Below are 23,606 nucleotides of genomic sequence, written 5' to 3'. Positions count from 1 at the left end.
ACTGCATCAAGGTTGCTTGACGCTGGGGCAGGGGGGCCGCGTCGTCGCAGCCTTGGGTGCGGTATCGGGCAAGAAGGAGCAGGCGATGAGCGACAGAACCGGCATTTTCGCGGGGGACGACCCTTTTGCACTGGCGCAGGCCTGGTTGGCCGAGGCCGAAAAGTCCGAGATCAACGACCCCAATGCGATCGCGTTGGCCACGGTTGATGTATCAGGCATGCCAAATGCGCGGATGGTTTTGCTCAAGGAGATCGAGGGGGCCGATGCGCCCTCGGGCGGCGCGTTTCTGTTTTACACCAACTACGGTTCGGTCAAGGCGCAAGAGATAGAGCAGGCGGGCAAGGTCGCCTTTGTGATGCATTGGAAAAGCCTGCGCCGACAGATCCGGGTGCGGGGTCTGGTCAGCCGCGAAGCCGGGGAGAAAGCGGATTCCTATTATGCATCGCGCTCTCTCAAATCGCGACTCGGCGCTTGGGCTTCTAAGCAAAGTCAACCGCTTAGCTCACGTGCAGCGCTGATGGCAGAGGTGGCCAAAGTGACCGCCGCGCATGGCCCGATGCCAGCGCGCCCGCCGTTTTGGGGTGGTTTTCGGATTGTTCCGACCGAAATCGAGTTTTGGGCCGATGGGGCTTTCCGGTTGCATGATCGGTTCCGTTGGCATAGAGCCCATACAACCGAGGCGTGGGAGGTGGCGCGTCTTAATCCTTAAGCGTGTGTGACTTCGGTCAAAAAATCCCGAAATCGCGTTGCATTTCACGCTTCGTGAACGGGAAGCTGTCGAAAACGACAGTCATTTTCGGCTTGAAACCCCGGCAAGACCTGTGACAACTGTCCCCCAAAGTGCGCCGGGGTAAACCGGCGCACGCGCAGAACAAGTGGACAGCGACGGATGGTCGAGACAGAGAGCAGTGCCCGGGAAGTGTCCGGGCGTGTCAAATGGTTTGATGCAGGCAAAGGCTTCGGCTTCATTCTCGATGGCGAGGGTGGCCCCGATATTTTGCTTCACGCCAATGTGCTGCGGAATTTCGGTCAAGGCTCGGTGGCGGATAATGCCGAGATCAGGGTGATCGTGCAGGCCACCCCGCGCGGCGCGCAAGCGACCGAAGTGCTCGAAATCCTGCCGCCCGATCCCGAGACCCGTCTGGCCCCGATCGAGGATCTGGGCGATACCGACCCGGAGATGGTCGCCGCGCTGCCGCTGGAGCCCGCGCGCGTCAAATGGTTCGACAAGGCCAAGGGCTTTGGCTTTGCAAATGTGTTCGCGCGGCCCGAAGATGTGTTCATTCACGTCGAAGTGTTGCGCCGGTCCGGTTTCGCCGATCTGGCGCCGGGGGAAGCGATATGTTTGCGGGTGATCGAAGGACGGCGCGGCCGGATGGCGGCGCAAGTTATCAGCTGGGAAGTCGCGCTGCGCGATTGATCCGGCTTCTTGCCAGTCTTTCGCTATATATAGCGGGCGCTGCCGCGCAGGCGCAGCCATCTGGATGTGCCCGCCCCGATTTTGTTCGCGCGCAAGCGACCGGGGCGCTGGCGCCTTTGTGCATCCTGTCCGGGCCCGAAACGGTGGCGGCGCGCTTTTGGGCCGAGATTGCCGATGATCCCGACGAACGCGCGCAGGGGCTGATGGGGCGCACCGCGTTGCCGCCCGCGCAGGGGATGTTGTTCGTCTATCCCGAGCCGCAGCAGGTTGCGTTTTGGATGCATGACACGCTGATTCCGCTCGATATGATCTTTGTCGATGCGGCGGGACGGATCACCCAAATCCATGCCAATGCCCGCCCGCTGGATGAGACGCCGATCCCCGCGCGTGCACCCACACAATATGTGCTGGAAATCGGCGGCGGGCAGGCTGCGCGTCTGGGTTTGGCCCCGGGGATGACACTTGTGCCGCTTCCGTGACAGGTTTTCGCTTTTCACAGCCGCTTTGCCCGGCTAGAGAGAGCGCGTCGGGGCGTAGCGCAGCCTGGTAGCGCGTCTGTTTTGGGTACAGAAGGTCGTGAGTTCGAATCTCGCCGCCCCGACCATCTTCTGACATGTGACCGATGACACAGGCTTAGCCGGTGTTTTGCCGCGAATCCCTTATCCACGCCTTTCGGATAGGGGTGTCACCCAAAGGTTATAATCACAACATATAGTAGGGGTTAGCGCCGCCTTTGGATGCGGTGCGCTCCCCGTATCTTGTGCCAGGGGTGCGAATCTGCGCTGCGACTTTTTGGCACAAAATCGGGCGATTGACGGGGAATCCTTGCGCAAAGCGGCGGCCGGGCCTTTGGGGCGGCGCGCGGGCGCCTGTGGCGGTCAGTTCTCCACAACATATTGGGGGGCTGTGGATAAGCATGGAAAACGGTGCAACTTCGGGATGTAAATTCGCCCAGACCAAGGGAAATTCGCCTCACCTTGCGCTGCCGTCGGGGCGCAGGGCGATGTGGAAGAATCTGGGCGAAAATTCCCGGCCTCCCCGTCAAGTCCAAAACGCCCCAGCCAATGGTGAAAATTCCGTTGACGATAACACCTGCACACGGCAGTTTGTGTCTCGTCGGAAGTAACTCCACCAGATATAGTATCGGCGGAAGATCGAGACAGCCAACCAGAAAGGTCGGCCCTGACGGGCACGATCCATCCTTGCCGGAAGAAAGGCGAGGGGGGTTAGTCTTCGCATCTGCGCCGCAACCAGACAAAGGGACGGGACGGGCAGATGAAGATCGAACGCAAGTTCACCTCGGCGGAAACCGGTGCCTACGGGACCATCGCCTTCACCACCACAACCTCTGAAATTCGCAACCCCGATGGCAAGATCGTTTTCCATAACGATTCCGTCGAAGTGCCCGAGCAGTTCAGCCAGGTGGCCTCGGATGTGATGGCGCAAAAGTATTTCCGCAAGGCGGGTGTGCCAGCGGCGATCAAGCGTGTGCCCGAAGAGGGCGTGCCGGAGTTCCTGTGGCGGTCCGTGCCCGATACCGAGGTGCTGGAAGGCCTGCCCGAAGAGCAACGTTTTTCCGGCGAGACCTCGGCCAAGCAGGTCTATGACCGGATGGCGGGGGCCTGGACCTATTGGGGCTGGAAGGGGGGCTATTTCAGCTGCGAAGAAGATGCGCGGGCCTATTTCGATGAAATGCGCTACATGCTGGCGGCGCAGATGGCCGCGCCCAACAGCCCGCAATGGTTCAACACCGGCCTGCATTGGGCCTATGGCATCGATGGGCCGAGCCAAGGCCATTATTATGTGGATTTCGCCACCGGTGAGTTGGTGAAATCGGCTTCGGCCTATGAGCATCCGCAACCCCATGCCTGCTTCATCCAATCGGTCAAAGACGACCTTGTGGGCGATGGCGGCATCATGGATTTGTGGGTCCGTGAGGCGCGTTTGTTCAAATACGGTTCGGGCACCGGCACCAACTTCTCCAGCCTGCGGGCCGAGGGCGAACAGCTTTCGGGCGGTGGCAAATCCTCGGGCCTGATGGGCTTCCTCAAGATCGGCGACCGCGCAGCCGGCGCGATCAAATCGGGCGGCACCACGCGGCGCGCCGCGAAAATGGTGATCTGCGACATGGATCACCCCGATATCGAAGAATTCGTGAATTGGAAGGTGATCGAGGAGCAAAAAGTTGCCTCGCTCGTTGCCGGCTCCAAAATGCACGAGCGGGAACTGAACAAGATCTTCGACGCGATCCGCGACTGGGACGGCACCGAGGAAGGCCGCGTTGATCCGGCGGAAAATCCGGGGCTGAAAGCGGCGATCCGTTCCGCCAAAAAGGCGATGATCCCCGAAACCTATATCAACCGCGTGCTGCAATATGCCCGCCAAGGTTTCACCTCGATCGAATTCCCGACCTATGACACCGACTGGGACAGCGACGCCTATATCTCGGTCTCGGGTCAAAACTCGAACAATTCGGTCCGCGTCACCAATGCTTTCTTGAAAGCGGTGAAGGATGATGCCGATTGGGAATTGCTGCGCCGCACCGATGGCAAAGTCGCCAAAGTGGTGAAAGCGCGCGATCTTTGGGATCAGGTGGGGCACGCCGCTTGGGCCTGCGCCGATCCGGGCATCCAGTTCCATGACACGGTCAACGAATGGCATACCTGCCCCGAAGACGGGCCGATCCGCGGCTCGAACCCGTGCTCGGAATATATGTTCCTCGATGATACGGCGTGCAACCTGGCGTCGATGAACCTGCTGACCTTCTACAAAGACGGCCAGTTCGATGCCGATGCCTATGTCCATGCCGCGCGGCTGTGGACCGTGACGCTCGAAATCTCGGTCACCATGGCGCAGTTCCCGTCCAAGGAAATCGCGCAACGTTCGTATGATTTCCGCACGCTCGGTCTTGGCTATGCCAATATCGGCGGCCTTTTGATGAATATGGGGCTTGGCTATGACAGCGACGAGGGGCGCGCGCTGTGCGGGGCGCTGACCGCTGTGATGACGGGCATCGCCTATGCGACCTCGGCGGAAATGGCGGCGGAACTGGGGGCTTTCCCGGGCTATGCGAAAAACCGCGAACATATGCTGCGGGTGATCCGCAACCACCGCACCGCCGCCTATGGCAAGTCGCGGGGGTACGAGGGGCTTGAGGTGCTGCCGGTGCCGCTCGATCTGGGCAACTGCCCCGATGATGCGTTGGTCAGCCTTGCGAAAATGGCGTGGGACGAGGCGTTGAGCCTTGGCGAGGCGCATGGTTTCCGCAACGCGCAGGTGTCGGTCATTGCGCCCACCGGCACGATTGGCCTTGTGATGGACTGCGACACCACCGGGATCGAACCCGATTTCGCGCTGGTGAAATTCAAGAAACTGGCTGGCGGCGGTTACTTCAAGATCATCAACCGCTCGGTCCCCGGTGCGCTGGAGACCTTGGGCTATTCCTCGGCGCAGATCGCGGAAATCATCGCCTATGCGGTGGGGCATCAAAGCTTGGGCAACTGCCCCGGCATCAACCACACCGCGCTGATCGGGCATGGTTTTGGCCCGCGCGAGATTGAAAAGATCGAAGCGGCGCTGCCCTCGGCCTTCGACATCCGCTTTGTCTTCAACCAATGGACCTTGGGCGAAGAGTTCTGCACCAAAACGCTGGGCATCCCGGCGGAAAAGCTGAACGACCCGACCTTTGATCTGCTGCGCCACCTTGGTTTCACCCGCGCGCAAATCGAAGCGGCGAACGACCATGTTTGCGGCACGATGACCTTGGAAGGCGCGCCGTTCCTCAAGCCCGAGCATCTGAGCGTGTTTGACTGCGCCAATGCCTGCGGCAAGAAGGGCAAGCGCTATCTGAATGTCGAAAGCCACATCCGCATGATGGCGGCGGCGCAAAGCTTCATTTCGGGCGCGATCTCGAAAACGATCAACATGGCCAATGATGCCACGATCGAAGATGTGAAAGCAGCCTATGAGCTAAGCTGGTCGCTGGGCATCAAGGCGAACGCGCTTTACCGCGATGGCTCCAAACTGAGCCAGCCGCTTGCGGCCGCGCTGGTCGAAGACGATGAGGAGGCCGAGGAAATCTTGGCCTCGGGCAGCCAAGCCGAAAAGGCCGCCGTGCTGGCCGAAAAGATCGTCGAAAAGATCGTGGTCAAGGAAACCGTGCGCTCGCACCGCGAAAAGCTGCCCGATCGGCGCAAGGGCTACACGCAAAAAGCCGTGGTCGGCGGCCACAAGGTCTATTTGCGCACCGGCGAATATGGCGACGGGTCCTTGGGCGAGATTTTCATCGACATGCACAAGGAAGGCGCGGGCTTCCGGGCGATGATGAACAATTTCGCCATCGCCGTTTCCGTGGGCCTTCAATATGGCGTGCCGCTGGAAGAATTCGTCGATGCCTTCACCTTCACCAAATTCGAGCCCGCGGGCATGGTGCAGGGCAATGACAGCATCAAGAACGCCACCTCGATCTTGGACTATGTGTTCCGCGAATTGGCGGTCAGCTATCTTGATCGCACCGATCTGGCGCATATCAAACCGACCGGCACCGCGTTCGACGAACTGGGCGGCGGCAAGGACGAGGGCAAGCGCAATGTTGAGCCGGTGAGCGAAAGCGCCGCCTCGAAATCGCTCGAAGTGCTGCGCCAGATTTCCTCGACTGGCTATCTGCGCAAGCGCCTGCCGCAAGAATTCGTGGTGCTGCAAGGCGGGGCAAGCGAGGTCGATCCGGTCTCTGCGCTCAATACCTTGGTGCCCGAAACGATGACGGCGCTGGCGGTGGGCGCGGGCAATGCCACCGTATCGGGCACCACTGCGGTCGCCTCGGGCATGGTGACGATGGATGCGCGCGCCAAGGCCAAGATGCAGGGCTATGAGGGCGAAGCCTGCGGGGAATGCGGCAACTACACGCTGGTGCGCAACGGCACCTGCATGAAGTGCAACACCTGCGGCTCCACTAGCGGCTGTAGCTAAGAAACCTCCGGGCCGCCTTTGGGGCGGCCCCATGCCTCCTGATTTGAAGACCAAGGAAAGAGCTTATCGTGCACCTGATCGTCGGCACCAAAACCCTGCCTGAAATCGCCTTGCGCCGGATTCCCGGCGGCTATGAGGCCGAAGCGGCGGGCGAGGCGTTGATGCGCCTGATCGATGCCAGTTTCGCTGGCGCCTCGATCGAAGTGACGGGCACGCCGTCGGGCCACGTGCAGGGGCTTGATGTGACCGATATCCGCATGGCGGGGGCCACCACCACCGTCACATTGATGAAGAACGGCGCGCGCGCCGTGCACTGAGATCCGGGGCAGGTGCGCTTGCCCCAGACGTCGAGAAGGCCCAGGCGAAACCAATAACCTCGGGCACCAATGACGAGCCTGATCGACGAAACTGGCCCCTCCGGTGGAGGGGCCATTTTCTTTGCGCATCAAATGCTTGCCCTGCGCAGTTCACGCTGTTATCGCTGACAAGATGTCGCAGGGGGTCCGATGACGAAAAACAGATTTCAGACAAACGCGCGGGCGGGCGTCTTGGCGGCGGCTTTGGGTTTTCTGGGCACGCTGCCCGCCGCGGCGGACCCCGTCAGCGGGACCGCGTTGCAGGCGATGATGCGTGATTGCCTTGCGTGGATGGAAACGGGCGCGGCCCCGATGGCGGGGGTGGCGCCGTTTCAGACCTCGGCCTTCGACGATATCGAGATTGCCTATTTCACGCTCGACCCGGCCTTGCCGGATCGGGCCTTGCTGGCCGCCACGACCAATGCCGGGGCCCGCAAAAGCTGCGTGGTCAACGCCAGCGTCAGCCGCGCGCATGAAGCGGCGGATACGGCCGCGCAGGCGCAGGCGCAAGCCTTGGGCGAGCAGTGGCTGGAACAGGCGCGCAAAAGCGGCTGGACCCCCGATCCGATCTGGCCCGAACGGGTTGTGCGGCGCTGTGTGGGCGGGCAATGGTTGCGGGCCAAGGTGGATGAGGGCAAACCCCATCGCTTCCACGCGGCATTCTTGGCGCTTGAAACGCCTTGCGGCCTGTCATGAGCCGGGGGCGCAACGGGCGGCGTTTTCTTGTTGGGCTGAGTTTGGCCAGCCTGCTGGCGCTGCCGCTGGGCGCGCAAACGGTGCCGGGCTGGCAGATCACCGGGACTGCCGCGCAGATTGCAGGGCCGGGGGCCGATCTGGGACGCGCGATGGTGCGCGCGGCGCGGCTGTGCGCCAAGGTGGTCTTGCAAGATGACCGGGCGCCGCTTGCCGGTCTTGATCTGCTGTCACAAGCGCCTTGGGGCCGCACGACCGAACGGTTCGTCTATGCCGGGCCGCGCCCGGACTTGCGCTATGTAGTCTTGATGAATGCGGGCAAGCCGCGGCGCATTGCGGTGGGCGATTGCTTTGTGGAGTTAGACCCAGCCACCCCCACTGAGGCGCGCGATGGTGCGATGGCGGTGGTTCTGGCGTGGGCCGGGGCAGAGGTTGCGGCGGGGCGGTTGCGCCATGATCCTTGCGACAACATCTGTGCGCAGCACCAGACCGAACGCGGCGGCTGGCAAGAGGATTTCTTTGCCTGCGCCGGGCCGGATGCGCCGATGGGTGTGTCGGGCGGCTATTATGACAGCGCGGATACGCTGAAGCTGTCGCTGTCGCGTTTTGCGATCTTGGGAAGCTGGCGCAAGCACTGCCCCGGTGGAAGCTGAGCGCAGCTAGTCTGCCGTCTGGACGGGCGAAAAGGGGGCGGCAAGCGGCGCAGGAAGCGGGGCGCGCAGGGGCGTGCGCAACGCGGCCATGAAGCGTTGCAGCATCCGCCCCCCCATCAGCGACAGGCTGAACGAGCGGCCCGCGCGTTGCCATTCGCCGATCAGCCCGTTGATCAGCACCATTTGTGACAGGGCGGCCTCTTCGGCGCTGATGTCGGGGGCCAGCCGTCCTTCCTCTTGGGCGCGCAGCATCAGCTTGCGCAACAGCCCCTGAATTTCGCAGTTGATGGTTTCGCGCCACGGCGCGGTTTCGTCATTGGGCAGGCCCGACAGCATGATCAGATGCAATCGCCGTTGGCGTTCATTGGTTTCGATCAGAGCCAGAAATTCGACCCCGGTCGCTTCCAAAATATCCAGCGGATCTTCGCCATCGGGGGCGTTGATCGCCGCTTCCAGCCGCGCCAGTTGCGGCGGCTTATAACGATCATAGATCGCTTTAAGAACGTCGGTCTTGTCTTTGAAATGCCAGTAAATCGCGCCGCGTGTGGCACCAGCTTCGCGGGCGATTTGTTCCAGCGTGGTCTGGGCGATCCCGCGCGCACAGAACAATGCCTCTGCCGCGTCGATGATTTTCAGCCGCGTTTGTTCTGCATCTGCCTTGCTGCGTCTCACCTTGTCTCCTCTTGGGCCTTTTGCTGAGGGTGCGCCCGCTGCCAAGTTCTTGCCCCCAAAGAGGGCCATATGCCCGTTTTTTCCTCAGGCGATGGTCTGGATACCACGGTGACGGAAATTTGCATGTCACACTATTTACAAACAAACGTGTATGTATGTAAACGGAGCCAAATCGGATTGCAAAGGAAATCCCATGTCATTTCGCTTCGTTTTGGGGCTGGCGGCACTTTTGGTGCCGATGGCCGCGTTCGCGCAACAAGGGGGTCATGGCCCGGCCCCGGTCACGGTCCTGACCGCCGAGGCGCAGGATTTAACGCTGGATGCCCGTTTGCCGGGGCGGATCAAGGCCTCGACCGAGGCCGAGGTGCGCCCGCAGGTCTCGGGCATCTTGCGCGAACGGCTGTTTGACGAGGGGGCTTCGGTCACCCGTGGCCAGCCGCTTTATAAAATCGAAGATGACAGCTACCGCGCCGCCGTGGCGGCGGCCAAGGCGGCCGTGGCACAGGCCGAAGCCGCGCGCGATCTGGCGGTGCTTGAGGAAAAACGCGCGGTTGAGCTTTTCACCAATCGCGCAGGTTCGGAACAAAACCGCGATACCGCTGTCGCGAACCGTCAATCCGCCGATGCGGCACTGCAAGCGGCGCAGGCCCAATTGATGAGCGCCAATATTGAAATGGAGCGCACCACGATCCGCGCGCCGATTTCGGGCGTGATCGGCCTGACGCAAGCCACCACCGGCGCGCTGGTCGCGGCGCAGCAAGCCACGGCGCTGACCACGATCCGCGCGCTTGATCCGGTTTATGTCGATGTCACGCAATCGGCGACCGACATTTTGCGCATGACCTCCACCCCCGAAGGCCGCGCCATGCGCGCGACGGGCGAGGCGACGCTGATCCTGCCCGACGGGTCGATCTTTCCGCAAAAGGGCCGTCTTGAGGCCGCCGAGCCGCGCGTGGAACCCACCACCGGCATGGTGACGCTGCGCATGACCTTCCCGAACCCCGATCACGTTTTGCTGCCCGGCATGTATGTAGAGGTGGACCTGCCGCAAGCGCTGGCCAAGGGCGCGTTCAAGCTGCCGCAAGATGTGGTGATGCGTGACCGGTCGGGCAGCGCCTATGTCTGGACCGTGGAGGATGGCCATGTCGCCCAGCATACGGTCGAAGTGGCCGCCGCCTCGGGCCATGACTGGATCATCACCGAGGGCATCGAAGATGGCGCGCAGGTGATCAGCTCGGGCTTCCAAAAAACCGGGCCCGGCGCGCCGGTGCAAGTGGTGCCCGCAGGCGCGGCGTCAGGGGCCCCGGCGGGGGCCCCGGCGGGGGCGCCGGGTGGTGCCGCGCCGCAAGGGGCGCCCGCGGGCGCGGCTGACGGGGCCGCCCCGGAAGCGGAGGCGCAGTGATGTCGCGCTTTTTCATCGACCGGCCCATTTTCGCTTGGGTCATCGCCCTTGTCATCATGGGGATCGGCGCGCTGTCGATCCTGCGGCTGCCGGTGTCGCAATATCCTTCCATCGCCTCGCCGGCGGTGGTGATCTCGGCTACCTATCCGGGGGCCTCGGCGGAAACCGTCACCGATACCGTGGTGCAGGTGGTTGAAAAGCAGATGACCGGCCTTGATGGGCTGCGCTACATCCGCTCTGACACCACCTCGACCGGGCGCGCCACGATCACGCTGACCTTTGAGCTGGGCACCGACCCGGACATTGCGCAGGTGCAGGTGCAAAACAAGCTTGCCCAAGCCGAGGCCAGCCTGCCGCAAGCGGTGACGCGCCAAGGCGTGACGGTGGCGAAATCCACCACCGGCTTCTTGATGGTTCTGTCGCTGATTTCGCCCGACGGTTCGCGCTCGGGGGTGGAGCTGTCGGACTATATGGCCTCTTCGATGGTCGAGAGCTTTTCGCGCATCAAGGGCGTGGGCTCGGTGCGGGTCTTCGGCTCTGAACATGCGATGCGCATCTGGCTCGATCCGCGCAAGCTGAAAGCCTATGATATGGCCCCGGCGGCGGTGATTGCCGCCGTGCAGGGGCAAAACGCGCAAATTTCGGCGGGCTCTTTCGGGGCCTTGCCCGCGCCCGAAGGCCAATTGCTCAACGCCACGATCACCGCGCAATCGCTGTTGCAAACCCCGGCGGATTTCGAGCGCATCGTGTTGCGCGCCGATACCGATGGCGGGCTGGTCTTGCTGCGCGATGTGGCGCGGGTCGAACTGGGCGCGGAAACCTATGCGATTAACGCCGCCTATAACGGGGCCCCTTCGGCGGGGATGGCGATCCAGCTTGCCTCGGGTGCGAATGCGCTGGATACGGCCAAGCTGGTCAAGGCGCGGATGGCGGAGCTGGCGCCGTTTCTGCCCTCTGGCATGGATTACGTGATCCCCTATGACACCACGCCGTTTGTGACGCTTTCGATCGAAGAGGTGATCAAGACCCTGTTCGAGGCCATCGTGCTGGTCGTGCTGGTGATGCTGCTCTTTTTGCATAACCTGCGCGCCACGCTGATCCCGACGCTGGCGGTGCCGGTGGTGCTGTTGGGCACCTTTGGGGTGATGGCGGCCTTTGGCTTTTCGATCAACACACTGACCATGCTGGCGATGGTGCTGGCAATCGGGCTTTTGGTTGATGACGCCATCGTGGTGGTTGAAAACGTCGAGCGGATCATGGGCGAGGAACATATCTCCCCCAAGGAAGCGACCCGCAAATCGATGGATGAAATCTCGGGCGCGCTCGTCGGCATTGCCATGGTGCTCTCTGCCGTGTTTGTGCCGATGGCATTCTTTGGCGGATCGACCGGCGAGATTTACAAGCAATTCTCGGTCACCATCGTTTCGGCCATGACGCTGTCGGTCGTGGTTGCGTTGATCTTCACGCCTGCGCTGTGCGCCACGCTGCTCAAACCCCATTCCGAGGCCAAGGGCGGCTTTGCGAACTGGTTTGGCGATCGGTTCGAGCGCCGCTTTACCCGCGTCACCGGCGGCTATGGCGGGATCGTGAAATGGGTCGTGTCGAACCCGGTCAAAGGGTTGGTCGTCTATGCCGTGCTGGTGGCGGGGATGATCGTGCTTTATGAACGCACTCCGACCTCGTTCTTGCCGGACGAAGATCAGGGCGTGTTGATGACGCTGGTGCAAACGCCCTCGGGCACCACCGCCGCGCAAACCACCAAGGTGGTGCGTCAGGTGGAGGCCTATTATCGCAATGCCGAGGCTGAAAACGTCGAATCCGTTTTCTCGGTCGTGGGCTTCTCCTTCGCGGGGCAGGGCCAGAACATGGCGATGATGTTCATCAAGCTCAAAGACTGGTCTGAGCGTGTTGGCCCGCAAAACGGGGCCGAGGCGATTGCGGGCCGGGCCTTTGGGCCGCTGATGGGTGGCATCAAGGAAGCAATCGTGATTCCGATCGTGCCGCCGCCGGTGCTGGAGCTTGGCAACTCGAACGGGTTCACCGCCTTCTTGCAGGCCCGCACCGGGCAAACGCATGAGGAATTGCTGGCCGCGCGCAACCAGCTTTTGGGCATGGCCTCGCAAAGCGAGCTGTTGCAAGGCGTGCGCCCCAACGGGGTGGAAGATGCCGCGCAATTCCGGCTGGATATCGATTGGGCCAAGGCCGGGGCTGTGGGGTTGACCGCTGCCGATGTGGGCGATTTCCTCAACACGATCTGGTCGTCGTCCTATGTGAACGACTTCCTGAATGAAGGCCGGGTGAAACGGGTCTATGTGCAGGGCGAGCCGTGGGCGCGGTCTAGCCCCGCCGATTTCGCCTTGTGGCGCGTGCCGAATGCGAATGGCGATTTCGTTTCGCTGTCGACCTTCGCGGAACAGAAATGGGTCTTTGGCCCGCAGCAAATCGTGCGTTACGACGCGCTGCCGGCAATGGAAATCCAAGGCTCGCCTGCGGCGGGGGTGTCTTCGGGCGCCGCGCTGGAGGAAATGGAGCGGCTGGCGTCGCAGCTTCCGCCGGGCTTTTCCTTGCAATGGTCGGGCCTGTCGCTTGAGGAAAAAGAGGCAGGCAATGGCGCGATGTTGCTTTATGCGCTGTCGCTGGCGACCGTGTTCTTGTGCTTGGCCGCGCTTTACGAAAGCTGGGTGATCCCGATTGCGGTGATCGTCGCGATGCCGGTGGGGATCATCGGCGGGCTGATCGGGGCGCATCTTGGCGGGCAGGCGAATGGCGTTTACTTCCAAGTGGGGCTTCTGACCGTGGTCGGCCTGACCGGCAAGAACGGCATCATGATCGTGGAATTCGCCCGCGAGCGGATGCGCTCGCTCGGCGAAAACGGCCTCAAGGCGGCGGTTGAGGCGGCAAAGCTGCGGTTCCGCCCGATCTTGATGACCTCGCTTGCCTTCAGCTTGGGGGTGGTGCCGCTGATCCTGTCCACCGGCGCGGGTGCGGGGGCGCGTGAAGCCATCGGCTACACCACCTTCTTTGGCACCGTGACCGGGACCGGGCTTGCGATCTTCTTCGTGCCGCTGTTCTTCCGGCTGGTGGATGCGCTGTTCAGCCGCCGCACCAAGACAGCCTGACCAAGCCGACACTTGCACTGATGATCCGGGCCGGGGGAAACCTCGGCCCGATCCATAACCGGCCCCTTGGGGCCGTTTCGCGGTTCACAACCGCGCCCATGCACCCCATATAGGGCGAAGACCGCGCGGCCCCGCGCCGCGTGCCGCAGAAAGGGAAGCGCATGCAAAGGATCGATCTGCCCGAACGCCCTGATTGGCGCGCCAAGGCCGAAGAGCAAGGCTTTACCTTCGCCGATATGCATGGCGAACCCTATTGGGAGGAAAGCTCTGCCTATTGCTTCACCCTGCGCGAGATCGAAGACCAGATCGAAGACCCGGCCACCAATTTGCATGAGATGTGCCTGCAAGCGGTCGATCATGTGCTCAAAAGCGAAGAGCTGCTGGATAAGCTGGCCATCCCCGAAGCGCATCGTGATTACATTGCCGAAAGCTGGCGCGACGGCTGGCCCGCGCTTTATGGCCGGTTCGATTTCGCCTATGATGGCGAAGGTCCTGCCAAGCTTCTGGAATATAACGCCGATACGCCGACCTCGCTTTATGAGACCGCCGCGTTTCAATGGCAGTGGCTGGAAGATCAGATCGCGGCGGGCGTGCTGCAAGAGGGCGATGACCAGTTCAATGGCCTGCATGAGGCTTTGGTCGCGCGTTTTGCCGATCTGTTTGAACCGGCAACCGAGCTGCATTTCACCGCGATTTCTGGCGCGCCCGAGGATTACGCCACGGTTGAAGCCTTGGGCTGGGCCGCGCGCGAAGCGGGGATGGGCGCACATTACACCGATCTGGAAAAGATCGCGCTGAGCGACGAGGGCCAGTTTCTGGATGACCAAGACCGGGTGATCGGCACGTTGTTCAAGCTGTATCCTTGGGAAGACCTGCTGCGCGACGAATTTGCCGCGCATCTGCGTAGCGCGCAGTGTTTGATGATCGAACCGCCATGGAAAGCGATCTTGTCGAACAAAGGCATTTTACCGGTGCTCTGGGAGATGTTCGAGGGGCATCAAAACCTGCTGCCCGCCTTTTTCGAAGAGGATATCGCCCCCGCACTGGAAGGTAGTGGCCAATTGGCGCCCAAGGTCGCGGTGCGGTTTGCGCGCGCCGCCAAGGCGTTTGAGGCGGGGCATGTGACCAAGCCGATCTTTTCGCGCGAAGGCGCCTCGATCGCCATTCATCCCGCCGATGGGGCACCCGAAATCGCCCCCGATACCAGCTATGACCAGCATCCCAAGATCGTGCAGGCCTATCAGCCATTGCCGGTGATGGGCGGGTTTCGCCCGGTCTTGGGGGCGTGGATCGTGGGCGAGACCTGCACCGCGCTTGGTATCCGCGAAGACCGCAGCCGGATCACGCAGGATCTGTCTCGCTTCAAACCCCATTTCATCCGCGACTGACCCACCTGCGACTACTCGGAGAAACCCATGTCCAAACGTTCCACCTCTGTCGCCCTGTTCTTGGTTGGCGCCACGGCCTTTGCCTTGGCGGGGTGCCGCGAAGAAACCGTCGATGCGCAGGCTTTCCCCGATTTGCAAAGCTGTCTGGATGCCACCGGATCGGGCAGCCTTTTTTCCGAAGACGATTGCCGTAAGGGGTTTGAGGAAGCGCAAGCGCTCAATGCCGAGACCGCGCCGCGCTATGACAGCCTAGAGGTGTGCGAAGCGCAATATGGCGAAGGCAATTGCGGCAGCGAGCAACAGGTGACCGGCGGCGGCATGGGCAGCATCTTCATGCCGCTTTTGGCGGGCTATCTGATGGGCAATATGCTGGGCGGCGGGCGCGGCTTTGGCGCGCAGCCTTTGCACCGCACCGCCGATGGCCGGTTCACCAACCCGGCCGGCACGGCGAGCTATGCCAACAACACCGGCAAGGGCAAGGTGGGGGCAGGGGCCTTTGCCAAGGCGCCCACCACCATCGGCAAGCCGCCGCTGACCAAGGCGACGGCGGCGCAGCGCGGTGGGTTTGGATCATCTGCCACGCGCAGCACAAGTGGCGTGCGCAGCATGGGCGGGTGATGCCGCACCCGCGCAAAACGCCTTTGGTAAGGGGGTCTTAACTGAGTCAAAGGTAAAGATCGGCGTCTCTCTTTGAATGCCGGTCCGCATGCCCCTGACGATCTATGCCATCAACGAACAATTTGCCGGGGCCACCGGTAGTAATATCGGCTCGGGGCCGGGGACATCGACCTTTGACTACCCGCCAAACTCCAGCAAGGATTTGGTGATCACCTCGCAACCCGGCGACCCGACGCCCTATATTTTCTCGCCCGGCGATACCTATACGCTGACCTTCGCGGGCAATGGCGGCACCACGATCGAGGATGCGACGGTGATCCGGTCGGATTACATCGATCTGGGCGGCGACACCGGCTATGCGGTGGTGTTTGAGGGGCTCGATACCAATGGCGATATGGTGCAGATCGTCTGGACCCCTGATTTCGATCTTGAAAGCTGGTATTGGGGCAATTTCGACGCGGGCAACCCGCCGGGGTTTTATACCACGGACCAATCTGCCACCACCTATCAGGCGCCCTGTTTCGATCTGCGCAGCCGGATCGATACGCCCGAGGGGCCGCGACCCATCGCCACGCTGCGCCCGGGCGATCTGGTTGTGACGCGCGACAATGGCCCCCAGCCGCTGCGCTGGATCGGGCGGTTTGATGTGGCGGGGCGGGGCCGCTCGACCCCGATCTGGTTCGCGCCGGGCGTTCTGGGCAACACCCGCGCGCTGATGCTGAGCCGTCAGCATCGGGTGCTTTTGACCGAGCCGGGGCCGAACGGGCCCGAACGGCTGGTGCCGGCGGCGGCGCTTTTGAACGGGGCGACGGTGCGGCTCGCGCCGTGTGAACAGATCGGCTATGTGCATTTGCTGCTTGCGCGGCATGAGATCATTTCGGCCGAGGGCGCGGCCTGTGAAACCTTGCTTTTGAAGCCGAAAACCGCGCGCTATGCCGCGCAACAGCACGTGCCGGGCCTGCCGCCCGATCTGGCGGGGCTGGCGCAGGTGCCGTGCCGCCCGCTGTTGACGATGCGCGAAGGCGCACAGATGTGGGCGCGGATTTGCCAAAGCGGCGGGCGGAAGCGGGCGATGTTTGGCAAACCGGGCCGGTCGCGGGCGCGCCCCTTTGTGTTTCAGCCCTGCACCTCGGGGCCGGGGGCCAATTGCCGCGCGGTCGAAGGCATGGTGCCGGACACCCAGCCGCCGGGGCAATGACGCGCGGGAAAAGCGCGCAATTTGAAACACCTGCGAAGCCTTAAGGGCAAAATTAGCACCTGTGCCAGATCAAGGACCTGTCTCAAGATTAGGCGAGAACGGTTTGATGGACTTTGGCGCGGAACTTTATGCTCACTTGGTGCGGGGGCAAACGGCCCCGGCGTGGCTGTTTTCGCCGCAAGGGGAGATTTTGGCAGAAAGCGCGGCCGCAGCCCGTTTGACGGCGCGCGATCCCGCAGCCCGCGCACCCGGTCTGTGGGGGGATTTGTTCGCGGCCCGCGCCGTCGCGCCGAAGGGCGCGAACCCTGTGTCCCCCGATTGGGGCGATGTGGTGCAGGGGCTTGGGCAAGCCGCGCAGGCCCCGCTTGCGGTGCAGGTCTTGCCGCGCGCGCCCGGCACGGGCCAGCCGCTTGATCTGACCTTGCACCGCCCTGCCGGGGTGCAGGGGCCGATCCTCGCCTTGCCGCCGGTCAGCACGCCCGCCGCACCGCCACCACTGCCCGCACCGACCGACGCCCTCTCCACCGCAGAGATCGCCCCGGGCCTATTGCAGCTATCGGCGACCGATGCGGGGTTTGCGCAATGGTTGTTTGAGCCCGAAACCGGGGTGATGCGCGCCACCGGGGCCTATTTCGAATTGTTGGGCTTTGCCCCCGGCGAGGCGCATCTGAGCAGCGCATGGGTGCGGGACCGGCTGCACCCCGAAGACCGCCCGAAGACCATCGCGCAGATGGAAGCCTTGCTGACGGGGCAGCGTGCGCTTTTCAAGATCGACTATCGGCTGCGCTGTAAGCAAGGCGATTACAAGTGGTTTCAGGCGGTTGCGCGGCGCGCTGCGAGCGCGGACGGGCGCGTGCAGATTGCGGGCAGCCTGTCCGAAATCACCCAGCGCAAACGCAATGAAGACCGTCTTAAACACGCGCTTGCCGAGGCCAGCCAAGCCCGCCGCGACGCTGAAAAGAGCGAGCGTCTTTTGCATCTGGCGATCGATTTCGCCGGGGTCGCGCCTTGGTATGTTGATCCGGCGACGGGGGCGTTTAGCCGCTCTGACCAATTCGGCACGATCACCGGCTATACCGGCGATGAGGTCAGCAAGGATATCGGCGAGATGTTTTCGCTGATCCACCCGGATGATCAGGCGCTGGCGCAGACGGAAATGGCCGCGCTGTTCACCGGTCAAAAGCCGATGGGGCGCGCCGATATCCGGTTGCGCCATAAGCAGGGGCATTGGGTCTGGTGCACCGTTGTGGGGGTGCCGATCGGGAAAACCGCCGAAGGACGGCCCGAACTGGTTTGTGGGGCCACCTTCGACATCACCGAGCGGCGCGCGCATGAGGAAGACCTTGCCCGCGCGGTGCGCGACGCCCAAAAGGCCCGCGAAGAGGCGCAAGAAGCTGCCGATATCTTGCGGCACTCGACCCAGAACAGCAATGTTGTGCCGTGGTATGTTTACCCCGATCACAAACGCGGCAAGATCGCGGCGCATCTGTCGCGCATTCTGGGCTATAGCCCCGAGATGGTGATCGACCGGCCCACATTGCGCAGCCTGATGCACCCCGATGACCTGCCCGGTGCGGCTGCGGATTTGCGTGCGCTCGAAAGCGGGGCGATTTCGGAATACAAGCACAGCTTCCGGCTACGCCGCGCCGATGGCAGTTGGTGCTGGTTCACCGGCATGGCGCGCCGGATCGAGCGGGTCGGCACAGAGCGTCCGCTTTTGCTCTGTGGCAGCCTGACCGATATCCACCACCTTAAGGCCAATGAAGAACGCCTTGAACAGGCCGCACAGGCCCTGCACGAAGCCCATGATCGCTTTGTCACGATGGCCGAAAACGCCCCCGGTGCGATTTTCGAATGCCGCGTGACGGAAGACGCGCCGACGATGCACTATCGCTATTTCAGCGCCCAATTGCCCGAGATGACCGGCGTCAGCGCCGCCGAGATCGAGGCCGATGGCGCGGCGGTCTTTTCGCATGTGCCGCCAGAGGACCGCGAAACTTTCAAGCAGGCGCTGAAAGAGGCGATCGCGACCCGGGGCCCGCTGAGCTTTCGTCCCCGGGTGAACCATCCCACCCGCGGGCCGCGCGATCTTTTGGTGTTCGCCAAGCCGTCATGGCACGCCGATGGCTCGCTCGATTGGTATGGCAATGTCGTCGATGTAACCGAGCAAGCCAGCGCCGAGCGGCAGGCCGCCGAGGCCGCCGCCGCCTTGCGCCGGGCCAATGATCGCTTCTTGAAAATGGCCGAGCGCGCGCCGGTTGCGATTTACGAATGCCGCATGTCGGCCGAGGGGCGGATCACGTTCAATTTCCTCAGCGCGGCCTTGCTGGATTTGATGGGGGTGGAGCGTGCCTCGGTTCTGGCCGAGGGGCGCAACCTGTTCGCCCGGATCCCGCCCGAGGATTCCGAGCGCCATCTGGCCGAATTGCAACGCTGTGGCCGTGACGGCGCGCCGTTTGAATTGCGCTATCGGATCATGCATCCGAAAAAGGGTCTGCGCTGGGTCGATGCCTTGGCGGTGCCGCATGCGCAGCCCGATGGCGCGGTGGTCTGGTATGGCAGCGCCGTCGATGTGACCGAACGCATGGCAATAGAAACCCGGGCCGCCCAAGCGGTCGAGGATTTGAAACAGGCGCATGAGCGGCTCAACCTCGTGGCCGATATTTCAACCGTGGCGATCTTTGAATATCGCATGTTCCCCGATGGCCGGTCGGATTTCCCCTATTCGAGTGCGCGGTTCCACGAATTGACGGGCTATAGCCGCGCCGAGATTGACCGGTTGCGCGATGGTATCTTTCAGCGCGTTCATCCCGAGGACCTGCCGGGGCTGCAAAAGGCGCTGGCCACCTCGGCACGCACTGGGGCGCCGTTGCGCAAACGGTTCCGGCTCGATCATCCTAGCCGAGGCATGATCTGGGTCGAAACCTCGGCCAAGGCGCCACGCTCAGATGCCGGGGTATTGTTGTGGTCGGCGGCCCTGTCTGATGTGTCGGCGGATGTCACGCGCGAGATGGAATTGCGCCGCGCGCATCGGCTGGCCGAGGATATGCGCGCCGAAAACGAACATCAGGCCTTGCATGACGGGCTGACCGGCCTGCCCAACCGGCGCTATTACGACAAGACCCTTGCCGCGCGTCTGGCGCGCGCACAAGAGCGGGGTCCGACTGATTGCACGCTGATCCGGGTCGATCTTGACCACTTCAAATATGTCAATGACACGCTGGGCCATGAGGCGGGCGATATGGTGCTGGTGCGGGTGGCAGAGGTGCTGCGCGCCAATCTGCGCGGGGCGGATTTCGCTGCGCGGATCGGGGGCGATGAATTCTCGATCCTGTTGGCGCAAGGCACCACCGAGGCCGAGGCCTGCGCCTTGGTCGAACGGGTGCGCGACGGCCTTGCCGCGCCCTTGATCCATGACGGTCGTCAATGCCGGTTCGGGGCCTCTTTCGGGATTGCCTATACGCAAGACCTTGCGGGGATGGGGCCCGATATCCAGATGTTTGCCGATGCGGCGCTTTATCGGGCCAAGGAAAGCGGGCGCAACCGCATGGAGCTTTTCACCCCGCAACTGCATGCCGCGATTCAAAATGATCGCCGCTTGGCGGTGGAAATCCACGAGGGGTTGGACCAAGACCAGTTTGAACCGTTCTTCCAGCCGCAGGTTTGCGCGCGCACAGGCGAATTGATTGGCGTCGAAACGCTTTTGCGCTGGAACCACCCGCAAGAAGGGGTGCTGGCCCCCGATGCCTTTATGCATGTGGCCGAACAATTGCGGCTGGTGTCGGAAATCGACCGGATCATGATGCAAAAGGCGCGCGATGCGCTGGGCCGGTGGCGCGCACAGGGTTTCGTTCTGCCCAAGATCAGCTTCAATGTGTCTTCGGGGCGGATGCATGATCCCGATGTGGTGCTTTTGGCGCGCGAGATGGTGTCGCCCGACACGCGCGTGACCTTTGAATTGCTGGAATCGATCCTGATCGAAAAGGAAAACGACGCGTTCCGCTTCCATCTTGACCTGATCCGCGAGGCCGGGGTGGATATCGAGATCGATGATTTCGGGTCGGGGCATGCCTCGATCATCGGGCTGATGGAAATTGCGCCCTCTGCGCTCAAGATCGACAAAAGGATCGTCTTGCCGGTGGCGCGCGATGACCGGGCGCGCGCGCTGGTGGGCGCGATTGTCGAGATTGCCGAGACTTTGGGGATCGAAACCGTGGCCGAAGGGGTGGAGACCGAAGATCAAGCGACGATCTTGCGCGATATCGGTTGCAATGTCTTGCAGGGCTATCTTTTCGCCAAGCCGCTAAGCGAAAGCGCCTTGGTCGATTTCATGCGCCCGCTGGCGCGTCGCAGCGCTTGACCGCTTGGCCCAACGCCTGCCTGCGCGGCACGCAGCCCTGCGCCGGGCTTGGGCAAATTGCGGGCGTGTGGCGCGCATTGATCGTGGCGCGGCAAGGGGTGGCTTGTGTTGTGCCGCGCCGCCCGCCATCATGGCGCATCGTGAACCGGAGCTTGCCATGATGACCCGCCCCCATCCCTTTACGCCGGCCCTTGGGTGCGTGCTGACGCTGGCTGTGCTTGGCCTTGCCGCGCCCCGCCCCGTGGCCGCAGATGAAGCGCTTTATTACCTGCTTTCCGCGCAAGATATCGGCTGTTTGCAAGCCCATGCGGAGGAATACGCGCCAAAGGGCGGCCAGACCCGCTTTATCACCTTGGCCGAATGCGGCGGGGCGCAGGCGACGGGGGGCAGCTTGCTGGATCAAGTGCTCAATTCTGCGCCCGATATTACGGCAAGCGATGCCAGTGCCGAGGCGCCCGATACCGTTGTGGCGCTGACTGCGGCGGATTTTGACTGTCTGGCCCGGCTTGAACTGCCGCAAGAGGCGGCGCTGGTCGCCTTTTACCCGGAAAGCTGCGATGTCGAGCCCCGCTGACCCCGCGCCCGCGGCAGAGGAGAAAAAGCCCCGCGCCCGGATCACGCTGGATGATCTGACCAAGTTTTTGGGGGTCATCGCGCTGGTGCTGGGGGGCGGCAAGTATTTCTACGACAAGGCGGAAGCTGCCGCGCATGAAGCGCAATCGCGCTCTATCGCCTATATCGAGGCTTGGGGGGCAGAGCCGCTTTTGGGCGCGCGCGAAACGCTTTACGATTTCTGGGCGGGGCAGCCCGATCTGATCTCGGTCTTTGGCACCGAAGCGTTGTCGCGCCGCCAATATGCGATGATGCTGCAAGCGAGCCTGTTTCGCACCAATGCCGATGCGCCGATCCGCGCGCCGCTTCTGGTGCTGGATAATTTCTACAGCCAGATGAGCTTTTGTGCCCGCGCTGGGCTGTGTGACCGGGCGATCTTGGACGCTTATTTTTGCCATGTGACGCGCAAGAATGTCGTGGCCTATACGCCGTTTTACGACCGTATTCGCGCGGCCACGGGCGATCGTGGCATTGGGCGGGACATGCAGGGTTTCGCGCAAGATTGCCCGCCCGAAAGCCCGCCGCCGCAGGGTTAAGGCGCAAGCGTTAGGGCGCATTCCCGGTCAAGACATGGGTGTGGATCGGGCGGGCCGAGGTATCCGTGCCCAGCATCGAGGCAAAGCGCGCGCTGATCCAGCCGGTTTGGCCGGCATGGGTGATTTGATACCAGACCCCTTGATTGCCGGTCGTCACACGGCAATCTTGCACGGCGATCTGGCTGCCTGCGGGCAGTTCACCCAGCCTTTCTGCGTCCAGCCCCGGCGCGGCGCGCAGGCTGACCGCGCGTTTGATCGGCAGCGTATCGGGAAAGGGGCGGGGCGGCGCGCGGTCTTCGGGGTGATGGTCCGCCATCCAATCCTCCCAGCCTTGCGCCAACCTGCCGTCGGGGCAGCCCAAGGCTTCGGCCAAAAGCGCGGTTGTCACTGGGGGCAGGTCGGCCAAAGCGGGGCTATTGGCCCCGGCTTCAAACCATTGCCCCGCCACCTTGCGTGCCGGTTTGGGCATGCTGTCGTAATCGGGGGCATTGACCTGAAGCGCCTGCATCCGCACTGCGCCATCCGCGCCAATGCCCGCAAAGCAATGGCTGCCATTGCCCAATTGGGCCATCAAGACGGCACCGGGGCCGGGCAAGGCCTCGGCCAGCGTCATCGCGTTGAACCTGTCTTGGCCCATGTAACCGGGATGGGACCAGAAATCATAGCTGATCTCATCCACCAGCCCGGGTTGGGCCCATTCGGCGCTGTTGCACAGGCTGCCCAGCGTATCGAGATCCAGCGCGGCGGCTTGCACCGGGGCGGCGAGCGCACCGCGCCCCACCGGCACAAAGCCCAGATCGAGCGCGCGCGGCTCTGCGCCCAGCAAAAAGAACGACCCCGCAGTCCGGTGTTGCAGCGCCTCGTAAAGAAGCGTCAGCGGGTTGCGCCCGTCGCGTAACAACCCAAGGTAGGATTGCATGATATCATAGGTCAGCCCCATGATCTGGCCGACCTCGGCCTGACTACGCTGGGTTTTCTCGGGCAAGATGCCCATGTGAAACCCGACCAGACCGCCGCTGGCAATCATCCGGGGTTCCCCGTCGCTGCGCGCACCTGCCAGCGCAAAGGCCAGCGCGCAGGCCGATAGGCAGCGCTCGCCCTCCAGCACGACCACCGCCTTAAGCCGCAGCGCATCTTCATAGGCGTTGTTGCCCAGGGCCGCGCCCAATTCGATCCCGGCCAGAAAATTGCCGCCCGGGCTGTTCATCACCAGCACATAGGGGTAACGCCCGGTGTCTTCGAACAACTGCGCATAAAGCGCGTCGAACCGCGCCGCATCGCCCGCTTCGATCGGGCCCTCCATGCGGATCACATTATGCGCCGAGAAAAAGGGCTCGTCAGGGTTTTCAATCGCCAAAGGATGGGCGCGCGGGTCCCCGTCATAAAGCCTGACCAATTCGGCCAGTTGCGGCTGCACCTCATTGGCCAAGGTGAAGGTCGCGGCCTGCGCGGGCGGGTCCTGCGTGGCCACAAGAAGCGGCAGGGCAAACAGGGCAGGGGCGGCGGCGCGCAAGATCATCAAGCGGGTCTTTCAAGAGGCGCGCCGAAGCGGCGGGCTGGCGGGGACATGGCCCAGCCTAGCCCGGTCTGACGCCGCTGCCCAGAAGCCAC

The 23,606-nt window shown here is 62.9% G+C and carries 17 protein-coding genes and 1 tRNA gene; 16 read left to right on the top strand and 2 right to left on the bottom strand.

Features of this window, described 5'->3' with window-relative positions:
• The first annotated feature begins 85 nt into the window (after positions 1-85).
• The 8 genes from pdxH (at position 86) to CKO11_RS04250 (ending at position 8,090) form a co-directional block, all read left to right on the top strand.
• Positions 86-709 (top strand): pyridoxamine 5'-phosphate oxidase, encoded by a 624-nt coding sequence (gene pdxH / locus CKO11_RS04285; RefSeq protein WP_223633339.1) that lies wholly within the window; start codon positions 86-88, stop codon positions 707-709.
• Between the two features lie 180 nt (positions 710-889).
• On the top strand, positions 890-1,420 hold the full coding sequence (locus CKO11_RS04280) for a cold-shock protein (protein WP_223633337.1): 531 nt from the start codon (positions 890-892) through the stop codon (positions 1,418-1,420).
• Positions 1,417-1,899 (top strand): DUF192 domain-containing protein, encoded by a 483-nt coding sequence (locus CKO11_RS04275; protein WP_223633334.1) that lies wholly within the window; start codon positions 1,417-1,419, stop codon positions 1,897-1,899. The genes CKO11_RS04280 and CKO11_RS04275 overlap by 4 nt, the downstream gene beginning before the upstream one ends.
• 48 nt (positions 1,900-1,947) lie before the next feature.
• Positions 1,948-2,024 (top strand) — tRNA-Pro (locus CKO11_RS04270).
• Between the two features lie 671 nt (positions 2,025-2,695).
• Complete coding sequence (locus CKO11_RS04265) at positions 2,696-6,388, top strand: vitamin B12-dependent ribonucleotide reductase (protein ID WP_223633331.1); 3,693 nt, start codon at positions 2,696-2,698, stop codon at positions 6,386-6,388.
• Positions 6,389-6,456: 68 nt separating this feature from the next.
• Positions 6,457-6,705, top strand: coding sequence for a hypothetical protein (locus CKO11_RS04260; protein ID WP_223633328.1), 249 nt, complete (start codon positions 6,457-6,459; stop codon positions 6,703-6,705).
• 189 nt (positions 6,706-6,894) lie between these two features.
• Entirely contained in the window at positions 6,895-7,440 is a 546-nt protein-coding gene (locus tag CKO11_RS04255) for a hypothetical protein (protein WP_223633326.1), read from the top strand.
• Complete coding sequence (locus CKO11_RS04250; protein ID WP_223633323.1) at positions 7,437-8,090, top strand: hypothetical protein; 654 nt, start codon at positions 7,437-7,439, stop codon at positions 8,088-8,090. Before CKO11_RS04255 ends, CKO11_RS04250 begins: the two co-directional genes overlap by 4 nt.
• 6 nt (positions 8,091-8,096) lie before the next feature.
• On the opposite strand, the gene CKO11_RS04245 is transcribed toward CKO11_RS04250, so the two are convergent.
• Complete coding sequence (locus tag CKO11_RS04245) at positions 8,097-8,762, bottom strand: TetR family transcriptional regulator (protein WP_223633321.1); 666 nt, start codon at positions 8,760-8,762, stop codon at positions 8,097-8,099.
• A 193-nt stretch (positions 8,763-8,955) separates the two neighbouring features.
• On the opposite strand from CKO11_RS04245, the gene CKO11_RS04240 reads away from it, so the two are divergent.
• The 8 genes from CKO11_RS04240 to CKO11_RS04205 all read left to right on the top strand — a co-directional run bounded on the left by CKO11_RS04240 (position 8,956) and on the right by CKO11_RS04205 (position 21,995).
• Entirely contained in the window at positions 8,956-10,164 is a 1,209-nt protein-coding gene (locus tag CKO11_RS04240; protein ID WP_223633319.1) for an efflux RND transporter periplasmic adaptor subunit, read from the top strand.
• A complete protein-coding gene (locus CKO11_RS04235) occupies positions 10,164-13,283 on the top strand; it encodes an efflux RND transporter permease subunit (protein WP_223633317.1) in 3,120 nt (1,039 codons plus the stop codon). Before CKO11_RS04240 ends, CKO11_RS04235 begins: the two co-directional genes overlap by 1 nt.
• A gap of 161 nt (positions 13,284-13,444) precedes the next feature.
• Positions 13,445-14,671 (top strand): glutathionylspermidine synthase family protein, encoded by a 1,227-nt coding sequence (locus CKO11_RS04230; protein ID WP_223633314.1) that lies wholly within the window; start codon positions 13,445-13,447, stop codon positions 14,669-14,671.
• Between the two features lie 27 nt (positions 14,672-14,698).
• Positions 14,699-15,289: a DUF1190 domain-containing protein gene (locus CKO11_RS04225; protein WP_223633312.1), complete on the top strand. Its 591-nt coding sequence runs from the start codon at positions 14,699-14,701 to the stop codon at positions 15,287-15,289.
• Between the two features lie 88 nt (positions 15,290-15,377).
• Positions 15,378-16,487, top strand: a complete 1,110-nt coding sequence (locus tag CKO11_RS04220) for a Hint domain-containing protein (RefSeq protein WP_223633309.1) — start codon at positions 15,378-15,380, stop codon at positions 16,485-16,487.
• A 106-nt stretch (positions 16,488-16,593) separates the two neighbouring features.
• Positions 16,594-20,847 (top strand): PAS domain-containing protein, encoded by a 4,254-nt coding sequence (locus CKO11_RS04215; protein ID WP_223633306.1) that lies wholly within the window; start codon positions 16,594-16,596, stop codon positions 20,845-20,847.
• A 157-nt stretch (positions 20,848-21,004) separates the two neighbouring features.
• On the top strand, positions 21,005-21,421 hold the full coding sequence (locus CKO11_RS04210) for a hypothetical protein (RefSeq protein WP_223633304.1): 417 nt from the start codon (positions 21,005-21,007) through the stop codon (positions 21,419-21,421).
• On the top strand, positions 21,405-21,995 hold the full coding sequence (locus CKO11_RS04205; RefSeq protein ID WP_223633302.1) for a hypothetical protein: 591 nt from the start codon (positions 21,405-21,407) through the stop codon (positions 21,993-21,995). The genes CKO11_RS04210 and CKO11_RS04205 overlap by 17 nt, the downstream gene beginning before the upstream one ends.
• 10 nt (positions 21,996-22,005) lie before the next feature.
• On the opposite strand, the gene CKO11_RS04200 is transcribed toward CKO11_RS04205, so the two are convergent.
• Positions 22,006-23,514, bottom strand: coding sequence for an SH3 domain-containing protein (locus CKO11_RS04200; protein WP_223633300.1), 1,509 nt, complete (start codon positions 23,512-23,514; stop codon positions 22,006-22,008).
• Positions 23,515-23,606: the final 92 nt, after the last annotated feature.

It is taken from the genome of Rhodobacter sp. TJ_12 (genome assembly GCF_020023995.1).
Lineage (GTDB): Bacteria > Pseudomonadota > Alphaproteobacteria > Rhodobacterales > Rhodobacteraceae > Rhodobacter.
The sequence above is the reverse complement of the archived record's forward strand: the minus strand, read 5'-3'. Positions and strand labels throughout refer to the sequence as shown.